Raw genomic sequence first — 19,469 nt, forward strand, 5'->3', positions numbered from 1 at the left:
ATAACAAAGGCGACCTTGTGGTCGCCTTTTTCTTTACGCCGATTCTATCAACTCATGCTCTGCAAGCGGCCAGCTTCTTGGCACAATAAACCAGAAACGTCCGGATGGCGTTTGGCAGTGCACAAATCCTTCGTTACCACCAAGGTATGGCTCTGAGTCATCGCTGCAGCCAGTCAGCCACTGCGCTTTAGTGAGTGCATAGAGTGGTTCTTCAATCTGGTCTTGTTGATCCTGATAGCACCAGTAGCCGTTGATTTGCGAAGAATTGAGTGCAAATCCAAGGCAATCCGATGGTACCGTTTCCGGTTCAAAGGGGTTGATGTAGAGACGTCCCTGCATGAGCAGGTTTTGTTCGGCATGCGCCCACAAAGGGTAGGCATCAATAAAGGCATCACTGGCAGAAAGAGGCAGTTGGTGCTCAAGCATGTGCGCCAGTTTCAGATCTAAGCGGTCTTGTGCGTTGGGTCCGTACCACAATCCCTGATGAAGCAGATAGAACTTAACGGCGACTTCCCAGTGTTCGTACTGCTCGGTCTTGCGATTTTTGACAATAAAATCAATCGACCCCAGAGTTCGTCCTTCATCGTTGAGCTGAATCTCTTCCGATACGGCATTGTAGCGTGGAGTAGCAGTAAACAGTTGTTGACACAAATACTGGTAGAGGAAGCCGAGACGTTGATTGCCCTGATAAGCGGGCCATTCAGCGTGGAGATTTCGAATAAAGGGTGTTTTCCCAACAATGGGAGGAGACGGTTCGAAAAGTGGTGGTGTCGTGGCAACCCATTCCGTCAGCTGTTTTAAGTCCATATTTTTATCATTCCGCCTGCATCGTTTTCGACATTTTAGTCTGAAATTGTTATAACCTCGCCATTACTATTATGCAATGGAACAGAAGATGAATAATTTGCAGCTTGAAGCATTGCTCAATGAAACATTGTCTCCGCAACAGATTAAAGACTACTGTCCGAATGGCCTTCAGGTGGAAGGCCGACGAGAGATTAAAAAAATTGTCACGGGTGTGACGGCTTCTAAAGCACTGATTGACAAAGCAATCGAACTCAAGGCTGACGCATTGTTAGTCCATCACGGTTACTTCTGGAAAGGTGAACATGAAGCCATTCGTGGAATGAAAGGCGACCGCATTCGCCAGTTGATTAAACATGACATCAATTTGCTGGCCTACCATCTTCCGCTCGATATTCATCCTGAACTCGGAAACAACGCTCAACTGGCTAAATTGCTGGGTATTCAGGTGGAAGGTGGCTTAGAAGGTCATCCTCAATCGGTTGCGATGTTTGGTTGCTTTGAACAAGCCATCACAGGCGAAGCCTTAGCACAGCGAATCGCAAATACTCTGCAGCGTCAACCTTTACATATTGCGCCTGAACTTAAGGACAAGTTGATTAAGAAAGTTGGCTGGTGTTCAGGTGGTGGTCAGGATTACATTGAACTTGCTGCTGCGCAGGGGATGGATGCCTTTATCTCGGGTGAAATTTCGGAACGTACGACGTATTCTGCCCGTGAGCTGAACATTCATTACTTCTCGGCAGGTCACCATGCGACAGAACGTTATGGTGTGAAAGCGCTGGGGGAGTGGTTGGCCGCAGAGCACGGGTTTGACGTCGAGTTTATCGATATCGATAACCCGGTGTAATCCAGCTAAAAACAGAATAAAAAAAAGAGCGAGGTTTTCCCTCGCTCTTTTTCGTTATACACAAAACATCTGGGCTGTTATTCGCGCTCGTAAAGTGGCACGAAATCACGCATCTTCTCACCAGTGTAAAGCTGACGAGGACGACCGATACGGTTGCTTGGGTCACTGTGCATTTCATTCCAGTGAGCAATCCAACCGATAGTACGAGACATCGCGAAGATAACGGTGAACATAGAGACCGGAATACCGATCGCTTTCAGGATGATGCCTGAGTAGAAGTCTACGTTCGGGTACAGTTTCTTCTCGATGAAGTAGTCGTCAGACAGAGCGATGCGTTCCAGTTCCATTGCAACGTCCAGCAGTGGATCCTGAATGCTCAGTTCTTTCAATACTTCATGACACGCTTCACGCATCACGGTTGCACGTGGGTCGTAGTTTTTGTAAACGCGGTGACCAAAGCCCATCAGGCGGAAAGGATCATCTTTATCTTTAGCACGCTCAACGAACTCTGGAATCTTATCGACACTGCCGATTTCTTCCAGCATGCGTAGACATGCTTCGTTTGCACCACCGTGCGCCGGGCCCCACAGAGAAGCGATACCAGCAGCGATACATGCGAACGGGTTAGCACCAGACGAACCTGCCAGACGTACTGTTGACGTTGACGCATTCTGTTCGTGGTCTGCGTGCAGAGTGAAAATCTTATCCATCGCACGAGCAACCACAGGGTTTACTTCGTACTCTTCACATGGTGTTGCAAACATCATGTGCAGGAAGTTTTCTGCGTAGCTCAGATCGTTGCGAGGGTAAATAAACGGTTGACCAACCGAGTATTTGTAACACATTGCTGCCAGTGTTGGCATTTTTGATAGCAGACGATACGCCGCGATTTCGCGGTGAGTGTCGTTATTAATGTCGAGTGAATCGTGGTAGAAGGCCGCAAGAGCACCTACTACACCACACATTACAGCCATTGGGTGAGCATCACGACGGAAACCGTGGAAGAAGCTCGCGATTTGCTCATGAACCATAGTGTGACGAGTTACAGTCTTTTTAAACTCTTCATACTGTTTGCGATTAGGGGCTTCACCGTAAAGTAGGATGTAACACACTTCCAAGTAATCGGCGTTATTGGCTAATTGATCGATGGGGAAACCGCGGTGTAGCAGAACACCTTTGGCGCCGTCGATGTAAGTGATTTGAGATTCACAAGATGCAGTGGCAAGAAAACCAGGGTCAAAAGTAAAGTATCCGTTTGAGCCTAATTTACGAACGTCGATTACTTGAGGACCAATAGTCCCGTCCATAATCGGCAGTTCGATTGGCGCTTTGCCTTCGATATGAAGGGTCGCTTTCTTATCTGCCATAACAATCTCCTTTGTTTATTATTTAATCCGTCCAGGATGTTTGTGTGCCATTCTTGTACGTCCGATCTTAATCAAAGTCAATTTTTCTCCTCTGATGTGTGCACTTACTTTGATTTTTTATACATATAAAGTTAAAAATCTGTTCTGTGTAGCAAAAATTGTTACATCAATTGTTGTAGAATGTTGCCAGCCGTATATTGGCGTAGCAAATTTTGGTGAAAACCTTATAAATTCAAGGCTGGAAATAAAAGTGAGGTGATGTTTCCATTCTTGTTGTTAACAAATATTTTACAATTTTGTTCCAGTAATCGCAGGGAATTTGTTGAATAAATGTTAACTTTTGTAGGTTTGCGGCCAAATTTCATCCATAACTATAAATGCTCAATGGAGCTGAGTGAGCAAGCCCGTGAAAGAAAGAAAGTCAAGACCTGTTAATTTAGATCTGCAGACCATTAGCTTTCCGATCACAGCAATCGCTTCTATCCTTCACCGCGTGGCGGGGGTTATTACGTTTGTGGCGGTCGGTATTTTGCTTTGGTTACTATCCATCTCATTATCCTCTCCAGTAGGTTTCATGGAAGCGAGTGACATCGTCAATGGCTTCTTCGTGAAATTTATCCTGTGGGGCATTCTGACCGCGCTGTCATACCACATTGCTGGTGGTATTCGTCATTTACTTATGGACCTTGGCCACTTTGAGGAGCTGGACACGGGTGCAATGAGTGCAAAAGTTGCTTTCGGTGCAACAGCGGTTCTATCTCTATTGGCGGGGGTTTGGGTATGGTAAAGAACGTTTCCTCATTTGGTCGTAATGGGGTTCATGATTTCCTATTAATTCGCGCCAGTGCGATCATCATGACTCTTTACACCATCTATATTGTAAGTTTCTGTGCATTCACTGATATCTCTTACGTTTCATGGACTCAATTCTTTGGTGGCACGTTTACCAAAGTCTTCACAATGCTGGCGTTAGTGTGCGTGCTGATCCACGGCTGGATCGGCCTGTGGCAAGTACTGACTGACTACGTTAAGTGTTCAAAACTGCGTGGCGGGCTGCAGCTTGTCGTGGTTGCAGTGCTGTTCGGATACTTCTTCTCTGGCCTATTTGTATTGTGGGGTGCGTAAGTGACTATTCCAGTTCGTGAATTTGACGCCGTAGTAATCGGTGCTGGTGGTGCAGGCATGCGTGCTGCACTGCAAATCTCTGAGCAAGGCCTGTCTTGTGCTCTGCTTTCTAAAGTTTTTCCTACTCGTTCGCACACCGTGTCAGCGCAGGGCGGCATCACCGTTGCTCTGGGTAACTCTCATAAAGATGACTGGCAATGGCACATGTACGATACCGTAAAAGGTTCAGACTACATCGGTGACCAAAACGCGATTGAGTACATGTGTAAGAATGGCCCTGAGTCTGTTATCGAACTGGAGAAAATGGGTCTGCCATTCTCTCGCTTCGATAACGGTACTATTTACCAACGCCCATTTGGTGGTCAGTCTAAAGAGTTTGGTGGTGAGCAGGCTGCACGTACTGCGGCAGCCGCTGACCGTACTGGTCACGCTCTGCTGCATACGCTTTACCAACAGAACGTAAAACACAAAACCACGATCTTCTCTGAATGGTACGCACTGGATTTGGTGAAAAACCAAGACGGCGCGATTCTGGGTTGTACCGCGCTTTGCATGGAAACTGGCGAAATCTGCTACTTCAAAGCAAAAGCAACCGTACTGGCAACAGGCGGTGCAGGCCGTATCTATGCCTCAACTACTAACGCGCACATCAACACTGGTGACGGTGTCGGTATGGCGCTGCGTGCCGGCGTTCCGATGCAAGATATGGAAATGTGGCAGTTCCACCCAACGGGTATCGCAGGTGCAGGTGTTCTGGTAACAGAAGGCTGTCGTGGCGAAGGTGGTTACCTACTAAATAAAGACGGCGAGCGTTTCATGGAACGTTACGCGCCAAACGCGAAAGACCTGGCGGGTCGTGACGTGGTTGCGCGTTCAATGATGATTGAAATTCGTGAAGGCCGTGGCTGTGATGGCCCATGGGGTCCACACATCAAACTGAAACTGGATCACTTGGGCAAAGACGTTCTTGAATCACGTCTGCCTGGTATCTGTGAACTGTCTCGTACGTTCGCACACGTTGACCCAGTGAAAGAACCTATCCCTGTAATTCCAACCTGCCACTACATGATGGGTGGTGTACCAACTCAAGTGTCTGGTCAGGCAATTAAGCAACTGGCTGACGGCAGTGAAGCAGACGTTCAAGGTCTGTTCGCTTGTGGTGAAATTGCATCAGTATCTGTACACGGTGCTAACCGTCTGGGCGGTAACTCGCTGTTAGACTTGGTGGTATTTGGTCGTGCAACAGGTCTGCATCTGGGTGAAACTCTGGCTGCACAAGCAGAGGCTCGTCCTGCAACGGCATCTGACATCGAAGCGTCTCTGGCTCGTACCATGCGCTGGGAAAACAGTAAAGGCGGCGAAGATCCGGTTCAAATCCGTAAAGACCTACAACGCTGTATGCAAAACAGCTTCTCGGTATTCCGTGAAGGTGACGCAATGGCAACTGGTCTGGAAGAACTGCGAGTGATTCGTGAGCGTCTGAAAGATGCACATCTGGCTGACAAGTCTCAGGAATTCAACACGCAACGTGTGGAATGTCTGGAACTGGACAACCTGATGGAAACTGCATTCTCTACTGCTGTGGCGGCGAACTACCGTACAGAAAGCCGTGGCGCGCATGCTCGTTTCGACTTCCCTGAACGTGACGATGCAAACTGGCTGTGCCACTCAATCTACAACCCGGAAACTGAGCAGATGAGCAAGCGTGACGTTAACATGTCACCGGTTCACCGCGAAGCATTCCCACCAAAAGTACGTACGTACTAAGGGAGGACTGAACGATGAAATTGAATTTCTCTCTGTACCGCTACAATCCGGATGTAGATAAAAAGCCTTACATGAAAGACTATGTGCTTGAAGTGGAAGAAGGCTCGGATATGATGGTCCTTGACGCTCTGATTCTTCTGAAAGAGCAGGATCCTACCATCGCGTTCCGCCGCTCATGCCGTGAAGGTGTGTGTGGTTCGGATGGCTTGAACATGAACGGTAAAAACGGCCTGGCGTGTATCACTCCGTTGTCTGCTCTGAAAGGCGGCAAAATTGTGATTCGTCCTCTGCCTGGTCTGCCTGTAGTTCGTGACCTGATCGTCGACATGACTCAGTTCTACGACAACTACGCCAAAGTAAAACCGTTCCTGATCGCCGATGATGCGTTGCCACCATCACGCGAGAATCTGCAGTCTCCTGAAGAACGAGCGCATCTGGATGGCTTGTACGAATGTATCATGTGTGCATGTTGTACAACGTCTTGTCCATCGTTCTGGTGGAACCCAGACAAATTTATCGGTCCTGCAGGTCTGCTTGCGGCTTACCGTTGGCTAATTGATAGCCGCGATACCGCAACAGATGAGCGCTTATCAAATCTTGATGACGCATTTAGCGTTTTTCGTTGCCATGGCATCATGAATTGTGTAAGTGTTTGTCCTAAAGGATTAAACCCTACGAAAGCTATCGGTCACATCAAGTCGATGCTGGTTAATCGCTCGGTTTAATAGATAAAAAATTGCAGGCCTTCGGGCCTGCCTTTAATAGCTCGGCGTAGACCGAAGCAAACGTGAAAACTACTGGTTAAGGGAAAATAATGCACAACGGCGTGATGAAGGCATGGCTCGAGTCTTCACACTTGGCTGGCGCCAATGCAACTTATGTAGAAGATCTCTACGAACTGTATCTAAGTGATCCCGATCTGGTAAGTGAGGAGTGGAAACGTGTTTTTGAAGGGCTGCCTGCGCAACCCGACAATGTGGTTGAACAACCGCACTCACGTGTCCGTGACTACTTCCGACGACTCGCTCAAGAGACAAAGCATTACAATGTCCAAGTTAGTGATCCTGAAGTCGATGCAAAACAAGTAAAAGTACTGCAGCTTATCAACGCGTACCGCTTCCGCGGTCACGAAGCTGCGCAATTGGACCCTCTAGGTTTGTGGAAACGCCCGACCGTGGCGGAATTGGACCCTTCATTCCACAATCTCACCGAAGATGACATGGAAGAGACTTTCAACGTAGGTTCGTTTGCGATTGGCAAAGAAACCATGAAGTTGAAAGACATCTATCAATCCCTCAATAAAATCTATTGCGGATCGATCGGTGCAGAGTACATGCACATGACTGACACTGAGCAAAAACGTTGGATTCAACAACGTCTGGAGCCAGTAGTAGGCCAGCCATCCTTTACCCTAGATGAAAAACGCACTTTCCTCGAAGAACTGACTGCTGCAGAAGGTCTTGAGCGCTACCTTGGCGCGAAATTCCCAGGCGCAAAACGCTTCTCTCTGGAAGGCGGTGACGCTATGGTTCCAATGACCAAAGAGCTGATTCGCCATGCCGGTAAAACGGGTATGCGTGAAGTCGTAATCGGTATGGCTCACCGCGGTCGTCTGAACATGTTGGTTAACGTTCTCGGTAAGAAACCACAAGACCTGTTTGACGAATTTGCCGGCAAGCACGACGAAACGTGGGGTACGGGTGACGTTAAATATCACCAAGGCTTCTCAGCTGATTTCGCAACTCCCGGTGGTGATGTGCATTTAGCACTGGCATTCAACCCATCTCACCTGGAAATCGTTAACCCGGTAGTTATGGGCTCGGTACGTGCTCGTCAGGATCGCTTGGGCGATGATGACGGTAGCAAAGTACTGCCTATCACTATTCACGGTGACTCGGCTGTGGCAGGTCAGGGTGTGGTTGCTGAGACATTCAACATGTCTCTTGCTCGTGGTTACTGCGTCGGTGGTACAGTGCGTATTGTTGTCAACAACCAAGTTGGCTTTACGACATCCAACCCACGCGATACACGTTCAACCATGTACTGTACTGACATTGCGAAAATGGTTCAGGCTCCGATTTTCCACGTTAATTCCGATGATCCGGAAGCCGTGGCTTTCGTTACTCGTCTGGCGTTGGATTACCGCAACGAATTTAAACGCGATGTTGTGATTGACCTGGTTTGTTACCGCCGTCATGGTCACAACGAAGCGGATGAGCCAAACGCAACTCAGCCTCTGATGTATCAGAAAATTAAAAAGCATCCAACCCCTCGTAAGTTGTATGCAGATGTTCTGATTGATCGTCAAGAAAGCGATATCGAAACCGCCACTCAGTTGGTGAACGAATATCGTGACGCACTGGATCGCGGCGAAGTCGTGGTGAAAGAGTGGCGTCCTATGGCGATGCATTCTGTTGACTGGTCACCTTACCTTGGCCATGACTGGAATGAAGACTGGCAGAGCCAATACCCAATTGAGCGCCTGAAAGAATTGGGCCAACGTCTGTGCCAGTACCCTGAAAGTCACAAGCTACAAAGCCGCGTAGAGAAAATCTACAACGATCGCGTTGCGATGGTATCTGGCGAGAAGCTCCTTGACTGGGGTATGGCGGAAACGTTGGCATATGCGACGCTGGTTGATGACAGCAAGCGCATTCGTATTTCAGGTCAGGATTCTGGCCGTGGTACGTTCTTCCACCGCCATTCAGTACTGCATAATCAGAGTGATGCGAGCACTTATGTCCCTCTGAGCAACATTCATGACAATCAGGGTCCATTTGAAGTGATCGACTCTGTACTGTCTGAAGAAGCAGTACTGGCATTTGAATACGGCTACGCGACTGCGGAGCCAGGTGGTCTGACAATTTGGGAAGCTCAGTTTGGCGATTTTGCCAACGGCGCTCAGGTTGTTATTGACCAGTTCATCTCTTCTGGTGAGCAAAAATGGGCACGTCTGTGTGGCCTGACGATGCTGTTACCTCATGGTTACGAAGGTCAAGGTCCAGAGCACTCATCGGCACGTCTTGAGCGTTACCTGCAACTTTGCGCAGAGCAAAACATGCAAGTTATCGTTCCATCGACGCCAGCGCAGGTTTACCACATGCTGCGTCGTCAGGTTGTGCGTAAGATGCGTCGCCCACTGATCGTGATGTCGCCAAAATCACTGCTTCGTCATCCTCTGTGTGTTTCAACGCTTGAAGATCTGGCTGAAGGTACCTTCCTGCCAGCGATTCCAGAAGTGGATAACCTAGACCCGGCGAAAGTGAAACGTGTTGTATTCTGTTCAGGTAAGGTTTACTACGACCTGCTGGAACAACGCCGCAGCAACGAGCAAGACGATGTCGCGATTGTCCGTGTTGAACAGTTGTACCCATTCCCAATGGATGAAGTACAGGCTGCGATTGCACAATACACGAATGCTGTTGATTACGTTTGGTGTCAGGAAGAGCCTCAAAACCAAGGCGCCTGGTACTGTAGCCAACACAATTTCCGTGCCGCTATCCCAGCGGGTGCAGAACTGAAATATGCGGGCCGCCCGGCTTCTGCTTCACCAGCAGTCGGTTATATGTCGGTACACTTGAAACAACAGAAAGCGTTGGTTGAAGACGCTCTGACCCTAGCTTAAGAACTAGAACTAAAAGGAAGACACAGATATGACAGTTGAAATTCTGGTTCCAGATTTACCTGAATCAGTAGCAGACGCAACCGTAGCGACATGGCATAAACAACCAGGTGACGTTGTTGCACGTGACGAAGTAATCGTTGAAATCGAAACCGACAAAGTAGTTCTGGAAGTTCCGGCACCGGAAGCGGGTGTACTGGAAGCGATTCTGGAAGAAGAAGGCGCGACCGTACTGTCTAAACAGCTACTGGCTCGCCTAAAACCTGGTGCGGTAGCTGGTGAACCAACGACTGACACGACAAGCGCAACTGAATCTTCTCCAGACAAACGCCACAAAGCGACATTGACTGAAGAAACCAGCGATGCACTAAGCCCAGCGGTTCGCCGTCTGTTGGCTGAGCACAATCTGGAAGCGGGTCAAGTGAAGGGCACGGGTGTTGGTGGTCGCATTACTCGTGAAGACATCGAAGCTTACCTGGCAGCTGGTAAATCAGCGCCAGCGGCAGCACAAGAAGTTGCAGCGCCAGCTCCTGTAGCTGCTCGCAGCGAAAAACGCGTACCGATGACTCGTCTGCGTAAACGTGTTGCTGAACGTCTGTTGGAAGCGAAGAACAGCACGGCAATGCTGACGACCTTCAACGAAGTGAACATGAAGCCAATCATGGATCTGCGTAAGCAGTACCAGGATGTGTTTGAGAAGAAACACGGTATCCGCCTTGGTTTCATGTCTTTCTACGTGAAAGCGGTCACCGAAGCGCTGAAACGTTACCCTGAAGTCAACGCGTCTATCGACGGCAGCGACATCGTCTACCACAACTTCTTTGATATCAGCATCGCGGTATCAACGCCACGTGGTCTGGTCACGCCGGTACTGAAAGATTCCGATACGCTGGGTATGGCTCAGATTGAAAAAGGTATCAAGGATCTGGCGATCAAAGGTCGCGACGGTAAACTGACGGTTGAAGAACTGACTGGTGGTAACTTCACTATCACTAACGGTGGTGTGTTTGGCTCACTGATGTCAACGCCAATCATCAACCCACCTCAAGCAGCTATTCTTGGTATGCACAAGATCCAGGATCGCGCGATGGTTGTTGACGGCAAGATTGAAATTCTGCCGATGATGTACCTAGCACTGTCTTACGACCACCGCCTGATTGACGGCCGTGAGTCTGTAGGCTTCCTGGTGACAGTGAAAGAACTGCTGGAAGATCCAACACGTCTGCTGTTAGACGTGTAATGCTGAGGCGCTTAGTGAACTAAGCGTTGAGGCTAAAGGGCCGGATTCGCTCAACATCCGGCCCGGTTTAGGCCAATTGGCTGCTCGCTCAAGAGTAACCCTACATACGTAAAGCTCAGCCATTCAATGGGCTCTATGGAATAAAAATATACAAACGGAATAAAACAATGAATTTGCATGAATACCAAGCCAAACAGCTGTTTGCAGAATTCGGTTTGCCTGTACCAGAAGGCTACGCATGTGATACTCCACAAGAAGCTTTCGAAGCTGCTGGCCGCATCAGCACTGCTAAGAAAGTTGTAAAGTGTCAGGTTCACGCTGGTGGCCGCGGTAAAGCGGGCGGCGTAGAACTGCACGACACCAAAGAAGGTGTTAAAGAGTTTGCTCAAAAATGGCTGGGTAAAAACCTGGTTACATACCAAACAGATGCTAACGGTCAACCTGTAGCAAAAATTCTGGTTGAAGAAGCATCAAACATCGCGAACGAACTGTACCTAGGTGCGGTTGTAGACCGTGCAACTCGCCGTATCGTTTTCATGGCATCAACTGAAGGTGGTGTGGAAATCGAGAAAGTGGCAGAAGAGACGCCAGAACTGATTCACAAAGCAGCGATCGATCCACTGGTAGGGCCTCAGGCATACCAAGGCCGTGAACTGGCTTTCAAACTGGGCCTTGAAGGCGACCAGATCAAACAGTTCGTGAAAATCTTCATGGGTCTGGGCCAAATGTTTGCTCAATACGACTTGGCACTGTTGGAAATCAACCCACTGGTGATCACCGCAGAAGGCAACCTACTGTGTCTGGATGGTAAGATTAACATCGACTCAAACGCGATGTACCGTCAGCCAAAACTGCGTGAAATGCACGATCCTTCACAAGAAGATGCTCGTGAAGCGCACGCGGCTCAGTGGGAACTGAACTACGTAGCACTCGATGGCAACGTTGGTTGTATGGTCAACGGTGCTGGTCTGGCAATGGGTACCATGGACATTGTTAACCTGCACGGCGGCAAACCTGCAAACTTCCTGGATGTAGGCGGCGGCGCAACGAAAGAGCGCGTTGCAGAAGCATTCAAGATCATCCTGTCTGATGACAACGTGAAAGCGGTATTGGTTAACATCTTCGGCGGTATTGTACGTTGTGACATGATCGCAGAAGGTATCATCGGCGCAGTAAAAGAAGTCGGTGTAACTGTACCAGTTGTTGTTCGTCTTGAAGGTACTAACGCTGACTTGGGTCGCGATGTACTGGCTAAGTCAGGTCTGGATATCATTGCAGCTGAGTCGCTAACTGACGCAGCTCAGAAAGTTGTTGCTGCTGCGGAGGGCAAATAATGTCTGTACTAATTAACAAAGACACCAAAGTAATCTGTCAAGGTTTCACCGGTGGTCAAGGCACATTCCACTCTGAGCAAGCGATCGCTTACGGCACGCAAATGGTTGGTGGCGTTTCTCCTGGTAAAGGTGGTCAAACTCACCTGGGCCTACCAGTATTCAATACCGTACGAGAAGCGGTAGAAGCGACTGGCGCGACAGCAACGGTAATCTACGTTCCGGCACCATTCTGTAAAGATGCGATTCTGGAAGCGATCGATGCAGGTATTCAACTGATCGTCACAATCACTGAAGGTATTCCTACGACTGATATGATCGATGTGAAAGTGAAGCTGGAAGAAACCGGCGTTCGCATGATCGGTCCTAACTGTCCGGGTGTGATTACGCCTGATGAATGTAAGATCGGTATCATGCCTGGTCACATTCACAAGAAAGGTAAAGTAGGTATCGTTTCTCGCTCTGGTACTCTGACGTACGAAGCGGTGAAACAGACCACTGACGAAGGCTTTGGCCAGTCAACATGTGTTGGTATCGGTGGTGACCCAATCCCAGGTTCAAACTTCATCGATATCCTGAAACTGTTCCAGGAAGACCCAGAAACTGAAGCAATCGTTATGATTGGCGAAATCGGTGGTACTGCGGAAGAAGAAGCGGCGGCATTCATCAAAGCGAACGTAACTAAACCAGTGGTTTCTTACATCGCAGGTGTAACTGCTCCTCCAGGTAAACGCATGGGCCACGCTGGCGCAATCATTTCTGGCGGTAAAGGTACAGCAGATGAGAAATTTGCTGCGCTGGAATCAGCTGGCGTGAAAACTGTAAAAAGTCTGGCAGACATCGGCAAAGCACTGCGTGAAGTGACTGGCTGGTAAGTAAGACTGCTTGATAGAAAAACCCGGGCTTAACCCGGGTTTTTTATTGTCTGCGAATCAGCAGAGATGACGGTTAAGCGCGTTTAAAGAAGTGACTGAGCATAAACATCGCTGTAGCGCTGACGACAACCGAAGGCCCGGCCGGAGTGTCGAATTGCCAAGACAGCGTCAGGCCTGACAGCACACAGAAAATACCGATGCTGGAAGCAAACAGCGCCATTTGTTCTGGCGTCCTAGCTAAACGGCGAGCGGTTGCAGCCGGGATAATCATCAGCGAAGTCATGATCAGTGCTCCGACAAACTTCATGCCTACGGCAATCACCAAACCGATCAGCAGCATCAAAATCAGACGCATTAAATCCGTATTGATGCCTTCCACTTGTGCCAACTCTTCGTTAACACTGGTCGAAAGCAAAGGGCACCAAAAAAGATAGACGGCGATACCGACAGCGATAACCCCACTCCAGATAAACACTAAATCGCTAGGGCTCACCGCCAGTAAGTCACCAAACAAGTAGCTCATCAGGTCGATACGGACATTGTCGAGGAAACTCACCGCAATCAGGCCGAGAGATAACGAACTGTGGGCCAGAATACCCAGCAGAGTGTCTGTTGCCACCAGTTGTTGGCGCTGCATTGTGACCAGAATAACAGCCAAGCCCAAGCAGCAGACCAGCAGTGCCAGATAAAGGTTAATGTCGAGCAGAAAGCCCAATGCCAATCCTAAAAGAGAAGCGTGAGCTAGCGTGTCGCCAAAATAGGCCATACGGCGCCAGACGACAAACGAACCCAGTGGCCCGGCAATTAAGGCAATACCGATGCCAGCCAGCACCGAAGGAAGCAAAAACTCAATCATGTTGATGGTGACCATGTGAATGATGGGAACATTGTTGCGCGTCACCTTTGACTGGTTGACCCGCAAGATCATGATGATGGTGATCGTGATGATGATGATAAAACGCCAGCGTCTCTCGACTACGATGACCAAACAGGGCGATGTAACTTGGGTGCTGCGTAATATCGGCGGGCGCGCCTGAACAGCAAATATGGTGATGCAGACAGATAACATCGTCTGTTTTTGCCATCACCAGGTGCAAATCGTGCGACACCATGAAGACCGCGCAACCAAAACGCAGACGAATGGTGTTGATTAAATCGTACAGGTCGATTTGACCCTGCACATCCACGCCTTGCGCGGGTTCGTCGAGCACCAGCAGATCAGGGCGTTGTAACAGTGCGCGCGCAATCAGAATGCGTTGGTTTTCACCACCCGATAACTTGTGCATGTCGAAGTTGAGCAGATGTTCAGCACCAACCAGACGCAGGGCATCGTTAAGTTCCTGCTTGCTGTATTTGCCGGCAAGCTGCAAAAAACGTTTTACCGTCAGCGGTAAAGTATCGTTAAGCTTGAGCTTCTGCGGCACGTAACCAATTTTGAGATTTTTCGCACGGGTAATCGTGCCGGAATCCTGACTATGCAGACCCAGTAATACACGAACCAGCGTAGACTTACCCGCTCCATTGGGGCCAATCAGCGTTGTTATCTTGCCTCGAGCAATCGACAAGCTGACATTATCCAGAACTCTGCGTTGATCAAACTCAACACAGATATCTTGCAATTCAATAAGCGGTGACATGAAAGGAACTCATTTGCATTTTAGTAATGTTATAATGTAACATTTCGGAACGATGAACGCTACAGCTTGAGAAAACTCCATCATGCTAACCAGATTTGCTTTACTAACTGTACTTGTCACCGCGTCATGCTCGGCCTGGGCAAGTGATATTCTCACGAGCATAAAACCAATTCAGATGATTACCCATGAGTTAACGGCAGAAGTGTCTGAGCCTGATGTGTTGTTGTCTGCGAATGCTTCGCCGCATGATTATGCGCTTCGCCCATCAGATGTAAAGCGTATTCATCAGGCTTCGCTGGTTATCTGGTTTGGCCCGGACTTAGAGCCTTTTCTGGAAAAAGTGTTGAGTAGTCATCCAAACGTGCTGACCTTAAGCAGTATTCCGGATCTCAATCTGCGCGCCTACAGTGCAGAAGAACTCGAACATGGGCATGATGATGGCCACCATCATCATGGCACTCATGATCCGCACTTCTGGCTGGGAATTGAACAAGCCAAACAGGTGGCGGCCGCGATCGCGCAGCGTCTGAGTGAAACGGATCCAGAACATGCCAAGCAATATGCGAGCAACTTAGAGCGCTTTCTTCAGCAAGCAGATGAAACCGACAGCGCGATACGTACTCAACTTGCTGACGTTAAGTCGGTGCCGTACTACGTATTTCACGATGCGTATGACTATTTCGAGCAACGTTATGGCTTGAATAATTTGGGCCACTTTACCGTTAGCCCGGATCGCAAACCGGGTGCTAAAACACTGATAGCGATCCGCAAATCTCTGGCTGAGAATCAGGCAAAATGTGTCTTCTCAGAACCTCAGTTTCAACCTGCTGTGATTGAAACGGTTGTGCGAGGCAGTCACGCGCACATCGGTGTGCTGGATCCGCTCGGCACTCAAGTTCCGGTGAAAGCCGGAAGCTATTTTGCGTTCCTGCACCAACTGAGTGACAGTTACGCTCAATGCTTGTCACAGTAGAGGATAGAAGAAAGGTTTTTTTGTGATCTGTTCCTGTGATCCAAGCTAGAAAAACCAAGATTTAATGAATACGAAAGTACACATGCGGCGCTGAAAGGCTAGAATACGCTATAATTAGCGCCGCAAATTAACTATTCAATAATAAGGCGTCAGGCATTTCTTTTTGTTGCTGAAGGAACCGCTTTGTCCCGATTATTGCTCCTCCTGAGCCTGCTGTCAGCGCTCTTCACATTCGCTATCAATGCGCAGGATAAAAGCCCATCTATCTTTTATCCGTTGCCGACGTTGTCGCAAGGCAAGGTGTTTATTGCTCAGGAGCTGTTCCTGGGTGATGAGGGTGGAATCTGGATTCACGACGTGCACGGCCGGGTTGTCTTCTATGACGGCCAAAATGTACTGCCACGCCGAGGCTCTCTGCTTGCTGGTAATCCACAACAACTCGCCTATGCGCAGAATGCATTTTGGACGTTCATGGATAATGAACTCTATCGCACCGTCCCTCCTGGTGAACCCGAACTGGTATTCAGCCTCACGCCGGGGATAACAATCGAAAAGATTGGGGCATCGGCAGGCTACATCTGGCTCACGGACGAAACCCATTTCTACACTTACCACATCGCAACCGGGGAATTTCAAACCTATTCTCTGATGACGCTTTTTCAGCTCAATCAGGCCAGTAAAGTGGTCGTGAATGATGCACAAATGATTTACACCAAATGGGTACTGGCGACCAATGCCGGGGTTTATCTTTCCAATGGGCAAAGTTTTTCCCATGTTCAACGTTCGGGAAAAGATTATGTTGAGACTATGTTTATGTCTCGCCGGCGTGATCAGCTTGTTGTCGGAACCGACGATGGCGCATTGCTAATCGATATTAATCATCCGGAACAAGAGCCGCAAAAAGTCGGGAATGCTCCGGTATTTTCTATCGTTGAAACTGAGAGTGAATATTGGATTGGCACCGACAACGGTCTCTTGGTCCACTCCGTTGAAACGGGCAACACAGTTAAATTGGAAGGCAACAATGCAGACGACTACGGCTTATCGAGCGGGCGAATTTACTCGTTAGTCAACGACAAGCAAGGGGGGATCTGGATTGCGACGGATAAAGGCATCCGCTATTTCTCTCGTTTTAGTCAGAAATTTACCCGTGTTTTGAATCGTGATATTGATGCGCCGAGTTTGGAAACAGAGATAAAGCATCTGTTTTCGATCAATCAGGGGCGGCAGTTTTTGATGAGTCGTTCAGATGGCCTGTATCTGATTCACTTCCTCAAAGGGTTTCGCAAGCAGAGAATATACCCGGATGGTGTCAATGACTTGGTCCAAACGGGGGAACAATTGTGGTTGGCGACTAATCAAGGACTTTACTCATACATCCTCAATCGGTCGGAAGGGGCGGTTGCCGTTAATTCAAATGACCTGTTGCGTAAACCTATTCAGCATCTGGAACTCGATAGCAACAGTGTCCTTTGGGGAAGCAGCGACAGCTCGCTGTGGTCGTTGAATTTGAAGAGTGGAGAAGTGACCGATTATGGCTCAGACTGGATGTCCGCAGCAGCCAAAACGTCCAAGGTAACCGCGTTGAAGGCGACGAAAAGCTCAGGCTTACTCATCGGCACGGATCACGGCATTTATACGCTGGCAAACCAGCAAATCAGCTATGACAAAGCGAGTGCGGCTTACGGCGCCAATATCGACATCGAAGAGAGCGCGAGTGGGGAGGTGTGGTTTATCAGCACTTACGGCGCGTTTCGACGTCATTTCCTTCATCCGGAGACGGGTATTGAACCGCTGCCGCTGATTGATGACAACATCCGTCTGAAATGTATTCTTAAAACCAGTGAAGGCATGTGGTTAGGCTCGTCCAAAGGGATTACGCTTTACGACCCCAATGGGGCGATCAAAAAACATTTCGGGACACCTTATGGGTTGGTGAGCAATGAGCTGCGTACCGGGGTGTGCACTTCCGGCCGTTCATCAGTCAGTGAAACGTTACTGTTTTCATCGACGCTTGGTTTAGTCAAGGCCTCTGCCAAAGAGCTAGCCGAGTCGACGCTGCCACCATCGCCGCTTATTTTCAGTCAGATCAGTGTCGACTATCGTCCATTGCGGGTGGGAAGCCGCAACGCCGAACAAATCGCGTTGACTTATGGCAGTCCGGTCAGTTTTCAGTTTGGTGCTTTGCCTGAGGCGCGCAGTCAAATGCTGGAGTTTCGCCTGAACAATGAGCAGTGGCAGCCTTTAGAAGGTACACAGTTGGCACTCGATCAACTGATGCCTGGTGAGTACCTGTTATCCATACGCAGTGCGAACGCCTATCTTATGCCGCCTCAGAGCGACAGCCTTTCGTTCACAGTACTTAAACCTTGGTACCTGTCGAATCTTGCTATTACCATTTATGCAGTGGGCTTTATTGCGATCGTGATTCTGTTCAGCTGGTGGCGTTCACGTATCATTTCGTCCATGAACCGGGAGCTAAAAGAGCAGGTGGTGCTGAAAACCAACCAAATGCGTCACCAAAGCAAAGCGGTATTAAGCAACAATCAGCAGCTGCGCAAGCAGATCCAAGTTCGCCATTTATGGCTGGAGAAATTGCTGCGTGGAATGAAGCCTTCGTTAATGGCATTGATTCGTCAGGCGCAATCTGGTCAGGTGCAGGAACTTAAGCTGACTGCAGAGACGTTGCTGGCTGATTTTGAGCAGCTGCATGTGTTGGGTAAAGATGACCATCCTCAATTGGCGCAACACGACATGCTGGATGTGATTGACACGGTGTTGGCCGGATGGGTGACTGAGTTTGCCGCGGCGGGTATTAAAGTTGAACGCCACTGCACAGAAGCTCTTCCCGCTGCCGCGCTCAAGCATTGGGGCGTGGACATTATATTCAACACGCTTTTTGCTCATGCCATTAAGCGCTTGTATCGCAATCAGACTCTGACAATTCAATGCCGAGTCAGAGAGCAACGCATCGTTATCGCTTTGATTGATTGCGGTGACGCTGGCGCTGATTTGTCATCTCTCATGGTGGCATCTGGCGACAACCAGACGGTCTCTCTGAATCAGTTGGTAGAAGTCTCCGGAGGGGAGTTGGTGGTCTTTTCTTCTTCTGAACGCAATCTGGTGGAATTATCCTGGCCTCAGGCTTGTGATGAAGAACAAACCGAGCAGAGTGCGCTCAGTGCAGTGACAAGTTCAGACTTGGAAGACAAACAGTGGCTGGCTAAAGTCGACATGTTGATCGCGAAGCATTATGCCGATGCTGAATTTAGTACCTCCGAAGCCGCCAAGCAGTTGTTTGTCTCAGAACGCAGCTTACAGCGCCGCTTTAAAACCGTGACAGACAAAACTTTTAAGGAATACCTGACAGAATATCGCTTGGAGAGAGCCTGTCAGTTTCTGTTGGAGGGCGCGAAAGTATCGCAAGTGGCTTTTGACTGTGGATTCAATGACCCTTCCTATTTCAGCCAGCGTTTTAAGCATCATTTTGGTTTATCGCCGACGCAGTTTATTGAGGATAAAGAGCTGGTTTGAGACTAGCTTCTACTCACCTTCCTGATAAAGGCTATCCGTTACTGGAGCGGTAAACGGGTAGCTCAAGCTGTTCCTAACCGCATTTCCCTCAACGACGATTCTTAGTTACGCTCAAACACACGTGAACAGAGACAGTTTGTGTACGAAGGTTCAGGGTATCCAGATGTTGCACATTGGGTATTGCGGGAGTGAGAAAGTCTTGAACTGACGGGGTGAAAAGATAAGAAAAAAAATGTCGTGGTATAGCCGGGGGGACTATACCACGGGTGTCAACGACACCTTCGCTTGCTGCCGGAGTGATATGGTCTAAGCCATATCACCTCTGGAATTTCTATCTCAGGGAC

15 protein-coding genes are annotated in these 19,469 nt (G+C 49.0%); 11 read left to right on the forward strand and 4 right to left on the reverse strand.

Annotated features, from left to right (window positions below):
• Nucleotides 1–33 precede the first annotated feature (33 nt).
• Nucleotides 34–807 carry a DUF1853 family protein gene (locus tag LGV68_RS00495; protein ID WP_158142677.1) on the reverse strand — a complete coding sequence of 258 codons (774 nt, stop codon included), beginning with the start codon at nucleotides 805–807 and terminating at the stop codon, nucleotides 34–36.
• Between the two features lie 88 nt (nucleotides 808–895).
• Here LGV68_RS00495 and LGV68_RS00500 point away from each other — a divergent pair, with 88 nt between their 5' ends.
• Nucleotides 896–1,654, forward strand: a complete 759-nt coding sequence (locus LGV68_RS00500; protein WP_222749355.1) for a Nif3-like dinuclear metal center hexameric protein — start codon at nucleotides 896–898, stop codon at nucleotides 1,652–1,654.
• Between the two features lie 77 nt (nucleotides 1,655–1,731).
• On the opposite strand, the gene LGV68_RS00505 is transcribed toward LGV68_RS00500, so the two are convergent.
• Complete coding sequence (locus LGV68_RS00505; RefSeq protein WP_020331209.1) at nucleotides 1,732–3,021, reverse strand: citrate synthase; 1,290 nt, start codon at nucleotides 3,019–3,021, stop codon at nucleotides 1,732–1,734.
• Between the two features lie 394 nt (nucleotides 3,022–3,415).
• Between LGV68_RS00505 and sdhC the strand changes: the two genes are divergently transcribed.
• The 8 genes from sdhC to sucD all read left to right on the forward strand — a co-directional run bounded on the left by sdhC (nucleotide 3,416) and on the right by sucD (nucleotide 12,981).
• Nucleotides 3,416–3,808, forward strand: a complete 393-nt coding sequence (gene sdhC / locus LGV68_RS00510) for a succinate dehydrogenase cytochrome b556 subunit (protein WP_222809153.1) — start codon at nucleotides 3,416–3,418, stop codon at nucleotides 3,806–3,808.
• A complete protein-coding gene (gene sdhD / locus LGV68_RS00515; RefSeq protein ID WP_020331211.1) occupies nucleotides 3,802–4,146 on the forward strand; it encodes a succinate dehydrogenase, hydrophobic membrane anchor protein in 345 nt (114 codons plus the stop codon). The genes sdhC and sdhD overlap by 7 nt, the downstream gene beginning before the upstream one ends.
• Entirely contained in the window at nucleotides 4,147–5,913 is a 1,767-nt protein-coding gene (gene sdhA, locus LGV68_RS00520) for a succinate dehydrogenase flavoprotein subunit (RefSeq protein ID WP_020331212.1), read from the forward strand.
• A 14-nt stretch (nucleotides 5,914–5,927) separates the two neighbouring features.
• A complete protein-coding gene (locus LGV68_RS00525) occupies nucleotides 5,928–6,638 on the forward strand; it encodes a succinate dehydrogenase iron-sulfur subunit (RefSeq protein ID WP_020430725.1) in 711 nt (236 codons plus the stop codon).
• A gap of 89 nt (nucleotides 6,639–6,727) precedes the next feature.
• Nucleotides 6,728–9,538: a 2-oxoglutarate dehydrogenase E1 component gene (gene sucA, locus LGV68_RS00530; protein ID WP_020331214.1), complete on the forward strand. Its 2,811-nt coding sequence runs from the start codon at nucleotides 6,728–6,730 to the stop codon at nucleotides 9,536–9,538.
• Nucleotides 9,539–9,566: 28 nt separating this feature from the next.
• The gene (gene odhB / locus LGV68_RS00535) at nucleotides 9,567–10,775 is read left to right on the forward strand and encodes a 2-oxoglutarate dehydrogenase complex dihydrolipoyllysine-residue succinyltransferase (protein ID WP_047458526.1); all 1,209 of its coding nucleotides are present in this window, start codon (nucleotides 9,567–9,569) and stop codon (nucleotides 10,773–10,775) included.
• A 167-nt stretch (nucleotides 10,776–10,942) separates the two neighbouring features.
• Entirely contained in the window at nucleotides 10,943–12,109 is a 1,167-nt protein-coding gene (gene sucC, locus LGV68_RS00540) for an ADP-forming succinate--CoA ligase subunit beta (RefSeq protein ID WP_020331216.1), read from the forward strand.
• Nucleotides 12,109–12,981 carry a succinate--CoA ligase subunit alpha gene (gene sucD, locus LGV68_RS00545; RefSeq protein WP_020331217.1) on the forward strand — a complete coding sequence of 291 codons (873 nt, stop codon included), beginning with the start codon at nucleotides 12,109–12,111 and terminating at the stop codon, nucleotides 12,979–12,981. Before sucC ends, sucD begins: the two co-directional genes overlap by 1 nt.
• A 73-nt stretch (nucleotides 12,982–13,054) precedes the next feature.
• Here the strand turns inward: sucD and znuB are convergent, their stop codons facing one another.
• Both znuB and znuC read right to left on the reverse strand, forming a co-directional pair.
• The gene (znuB, locus tag LGV68_RS00550) at nucleotides 13,055–13,837 is read right to left on the reverse strand and encodes a zinc ABC transporter permease subunit ZnuB (protein WP_252536800.1); all 783 of its coding nucleotides are present in this window, start codon (nucleotides 13,835–13,837) and stop codon (nucleotides 13,055–13,057) included.
• The gene (gene znuC / locus LGV68_RS00555; protein WP_020331220.1) at nucleotides 13,830–14,618 is read right to left on the reverse strand and encodes a zinc ABC transporter ATP-binding protein ZnuC; all 789 of its coding nucleotides are present in this window, start codon (nucleotides 14,616–14,618) and stop codon (nucleotides 13,830–13,832) included. The genes znuB and znuC overlap by 8 nt, the downstream gene beginning before the upstream one ends.
• 82 nt (nucleotides 14,619–14,700) lie before the next feature.
• Between znuC and znuA the strand changes: the two genes are divergently transcribed.
• Nucleotides 14,701–15,591: a zinc ABC transporter substrate-binding protein ZnuA gene (gene znuA, locus LGV68_RS00560; protein WP_047458529.1), complete on the forward strand. Its 891-nt coding sequence runs from the start codon at nucleotides 14,701–14,703 to the stop codon at nucleotides 15,589–15,591.
• A 183-nt stretch (nucleotides 15,592–15,774) separates the two neighbouring features.
• Nucleotides 15,775–19,125 carry an AraC family transcriptional regulator gene (locus LGV68_RS00565; protein ID WP_252536032.1) on the forward strand — a complete coding sequence of 1,117 codons (3,351 nt, stop codon included), beginning with the start codon at nucleotides 15,775–15,777 and terminating at the stop codon, nucleotides 19,123–19,125.
• Nucleotides 19,126–19,469: the final 344 nt, after the last annotated feature.

This window comes from Vibrio sp. LQ2, assembly GCF_023920125.1.
GTDB lineage: Bacteria > Pseudomonadota > Gammaproteobacteria > Enterobacterales > Vibrionaceae > Vibrio > Vibrio fluvialis.

Excerpts from the sequence above, each read along its gene's own strand:
- znuC (WP_020331220.1), bottom strand. The coding sequence starts at position 14,618 with ATGTCACCGCTTATTGAATTGCAAGATATCTGTGTTGAGTTTGATCAA.
- LGV68_RS00495 (WP_158142677.1), bottom strand. The coding sequence starts at position 807 with ATGGACTTAAAACAGCTGACGGAATGGGTTGCCACGACACCACCACTT.
- sucC (WP_020331216.1), top strand. The coding sequence starts at position 10,943 with ATGAATTTGCATGAATACCAAGCCAAACAGCTGTTTGCAGAATTCGGT.
- sucD (WP_020331217.1), top strand. The coding sequence starts at position 12,109 with ATGTCTGTACTAATTAACAAAGACACCAAAGTAATCTGTCAAGGTTTC.
- sucA (WP_020331214.1), top strand. The coding sequence starts at position 6,728 with ATGCACAACGGCGTGATGAAGGCATGGCTCGAGTCTTCACACTTGGCT.
- LGV68_RS00500 (WP_222749355.1), top strand. The coding sequence starts at position 896 with ATGAATAATTTGCAGCTTGAAGCATTGCTCAATGAAACATTGTCTCCG.
- znuA (WP_047458529.1), top strand. The coding sequence starts at position 14,701 with ATGCTAACCAGATTTGCTTTACTAACTGTACTTGTCACCGCGTCATGC.
- LGV68_RS00505 (WP_020331209.1), bottom strand. The coding sequence starts at position 3,021 with ATGGCAGATAAGAAAGCGACCCTTCATATCGAAGGCAAAGCGCCAATC.
- sdhD (WP_020331211.1), top strand. The coding sequence starts at position 3,802 with ATGGTAAAGAACGTTTCCTCATTTGGTCGTAATGGGGTTCATGATTTC.
- znuB (WP_252536800.1), bottom strand. The coding sequence starts at position 13,837 with ATGATTGAGTTTTTGCTTCCTTCGGTGCTGGCTGGCATCGGTATTGCC.
- odhB (WP_047458526.1), top strand. The coding sequence starts at position 9,567 with ATGACAGTTGAAATTCTGGTTCCAGATTTACCTGAATCAGTAGCAGAC.
- LGV68_RS00525 (WP_020430725.1), top strand. The coding sequence starts at position 5,928 with ATGAAATTGAATTTCTCTCTGTACCGCTACAATCCGGATGTAGATAAA.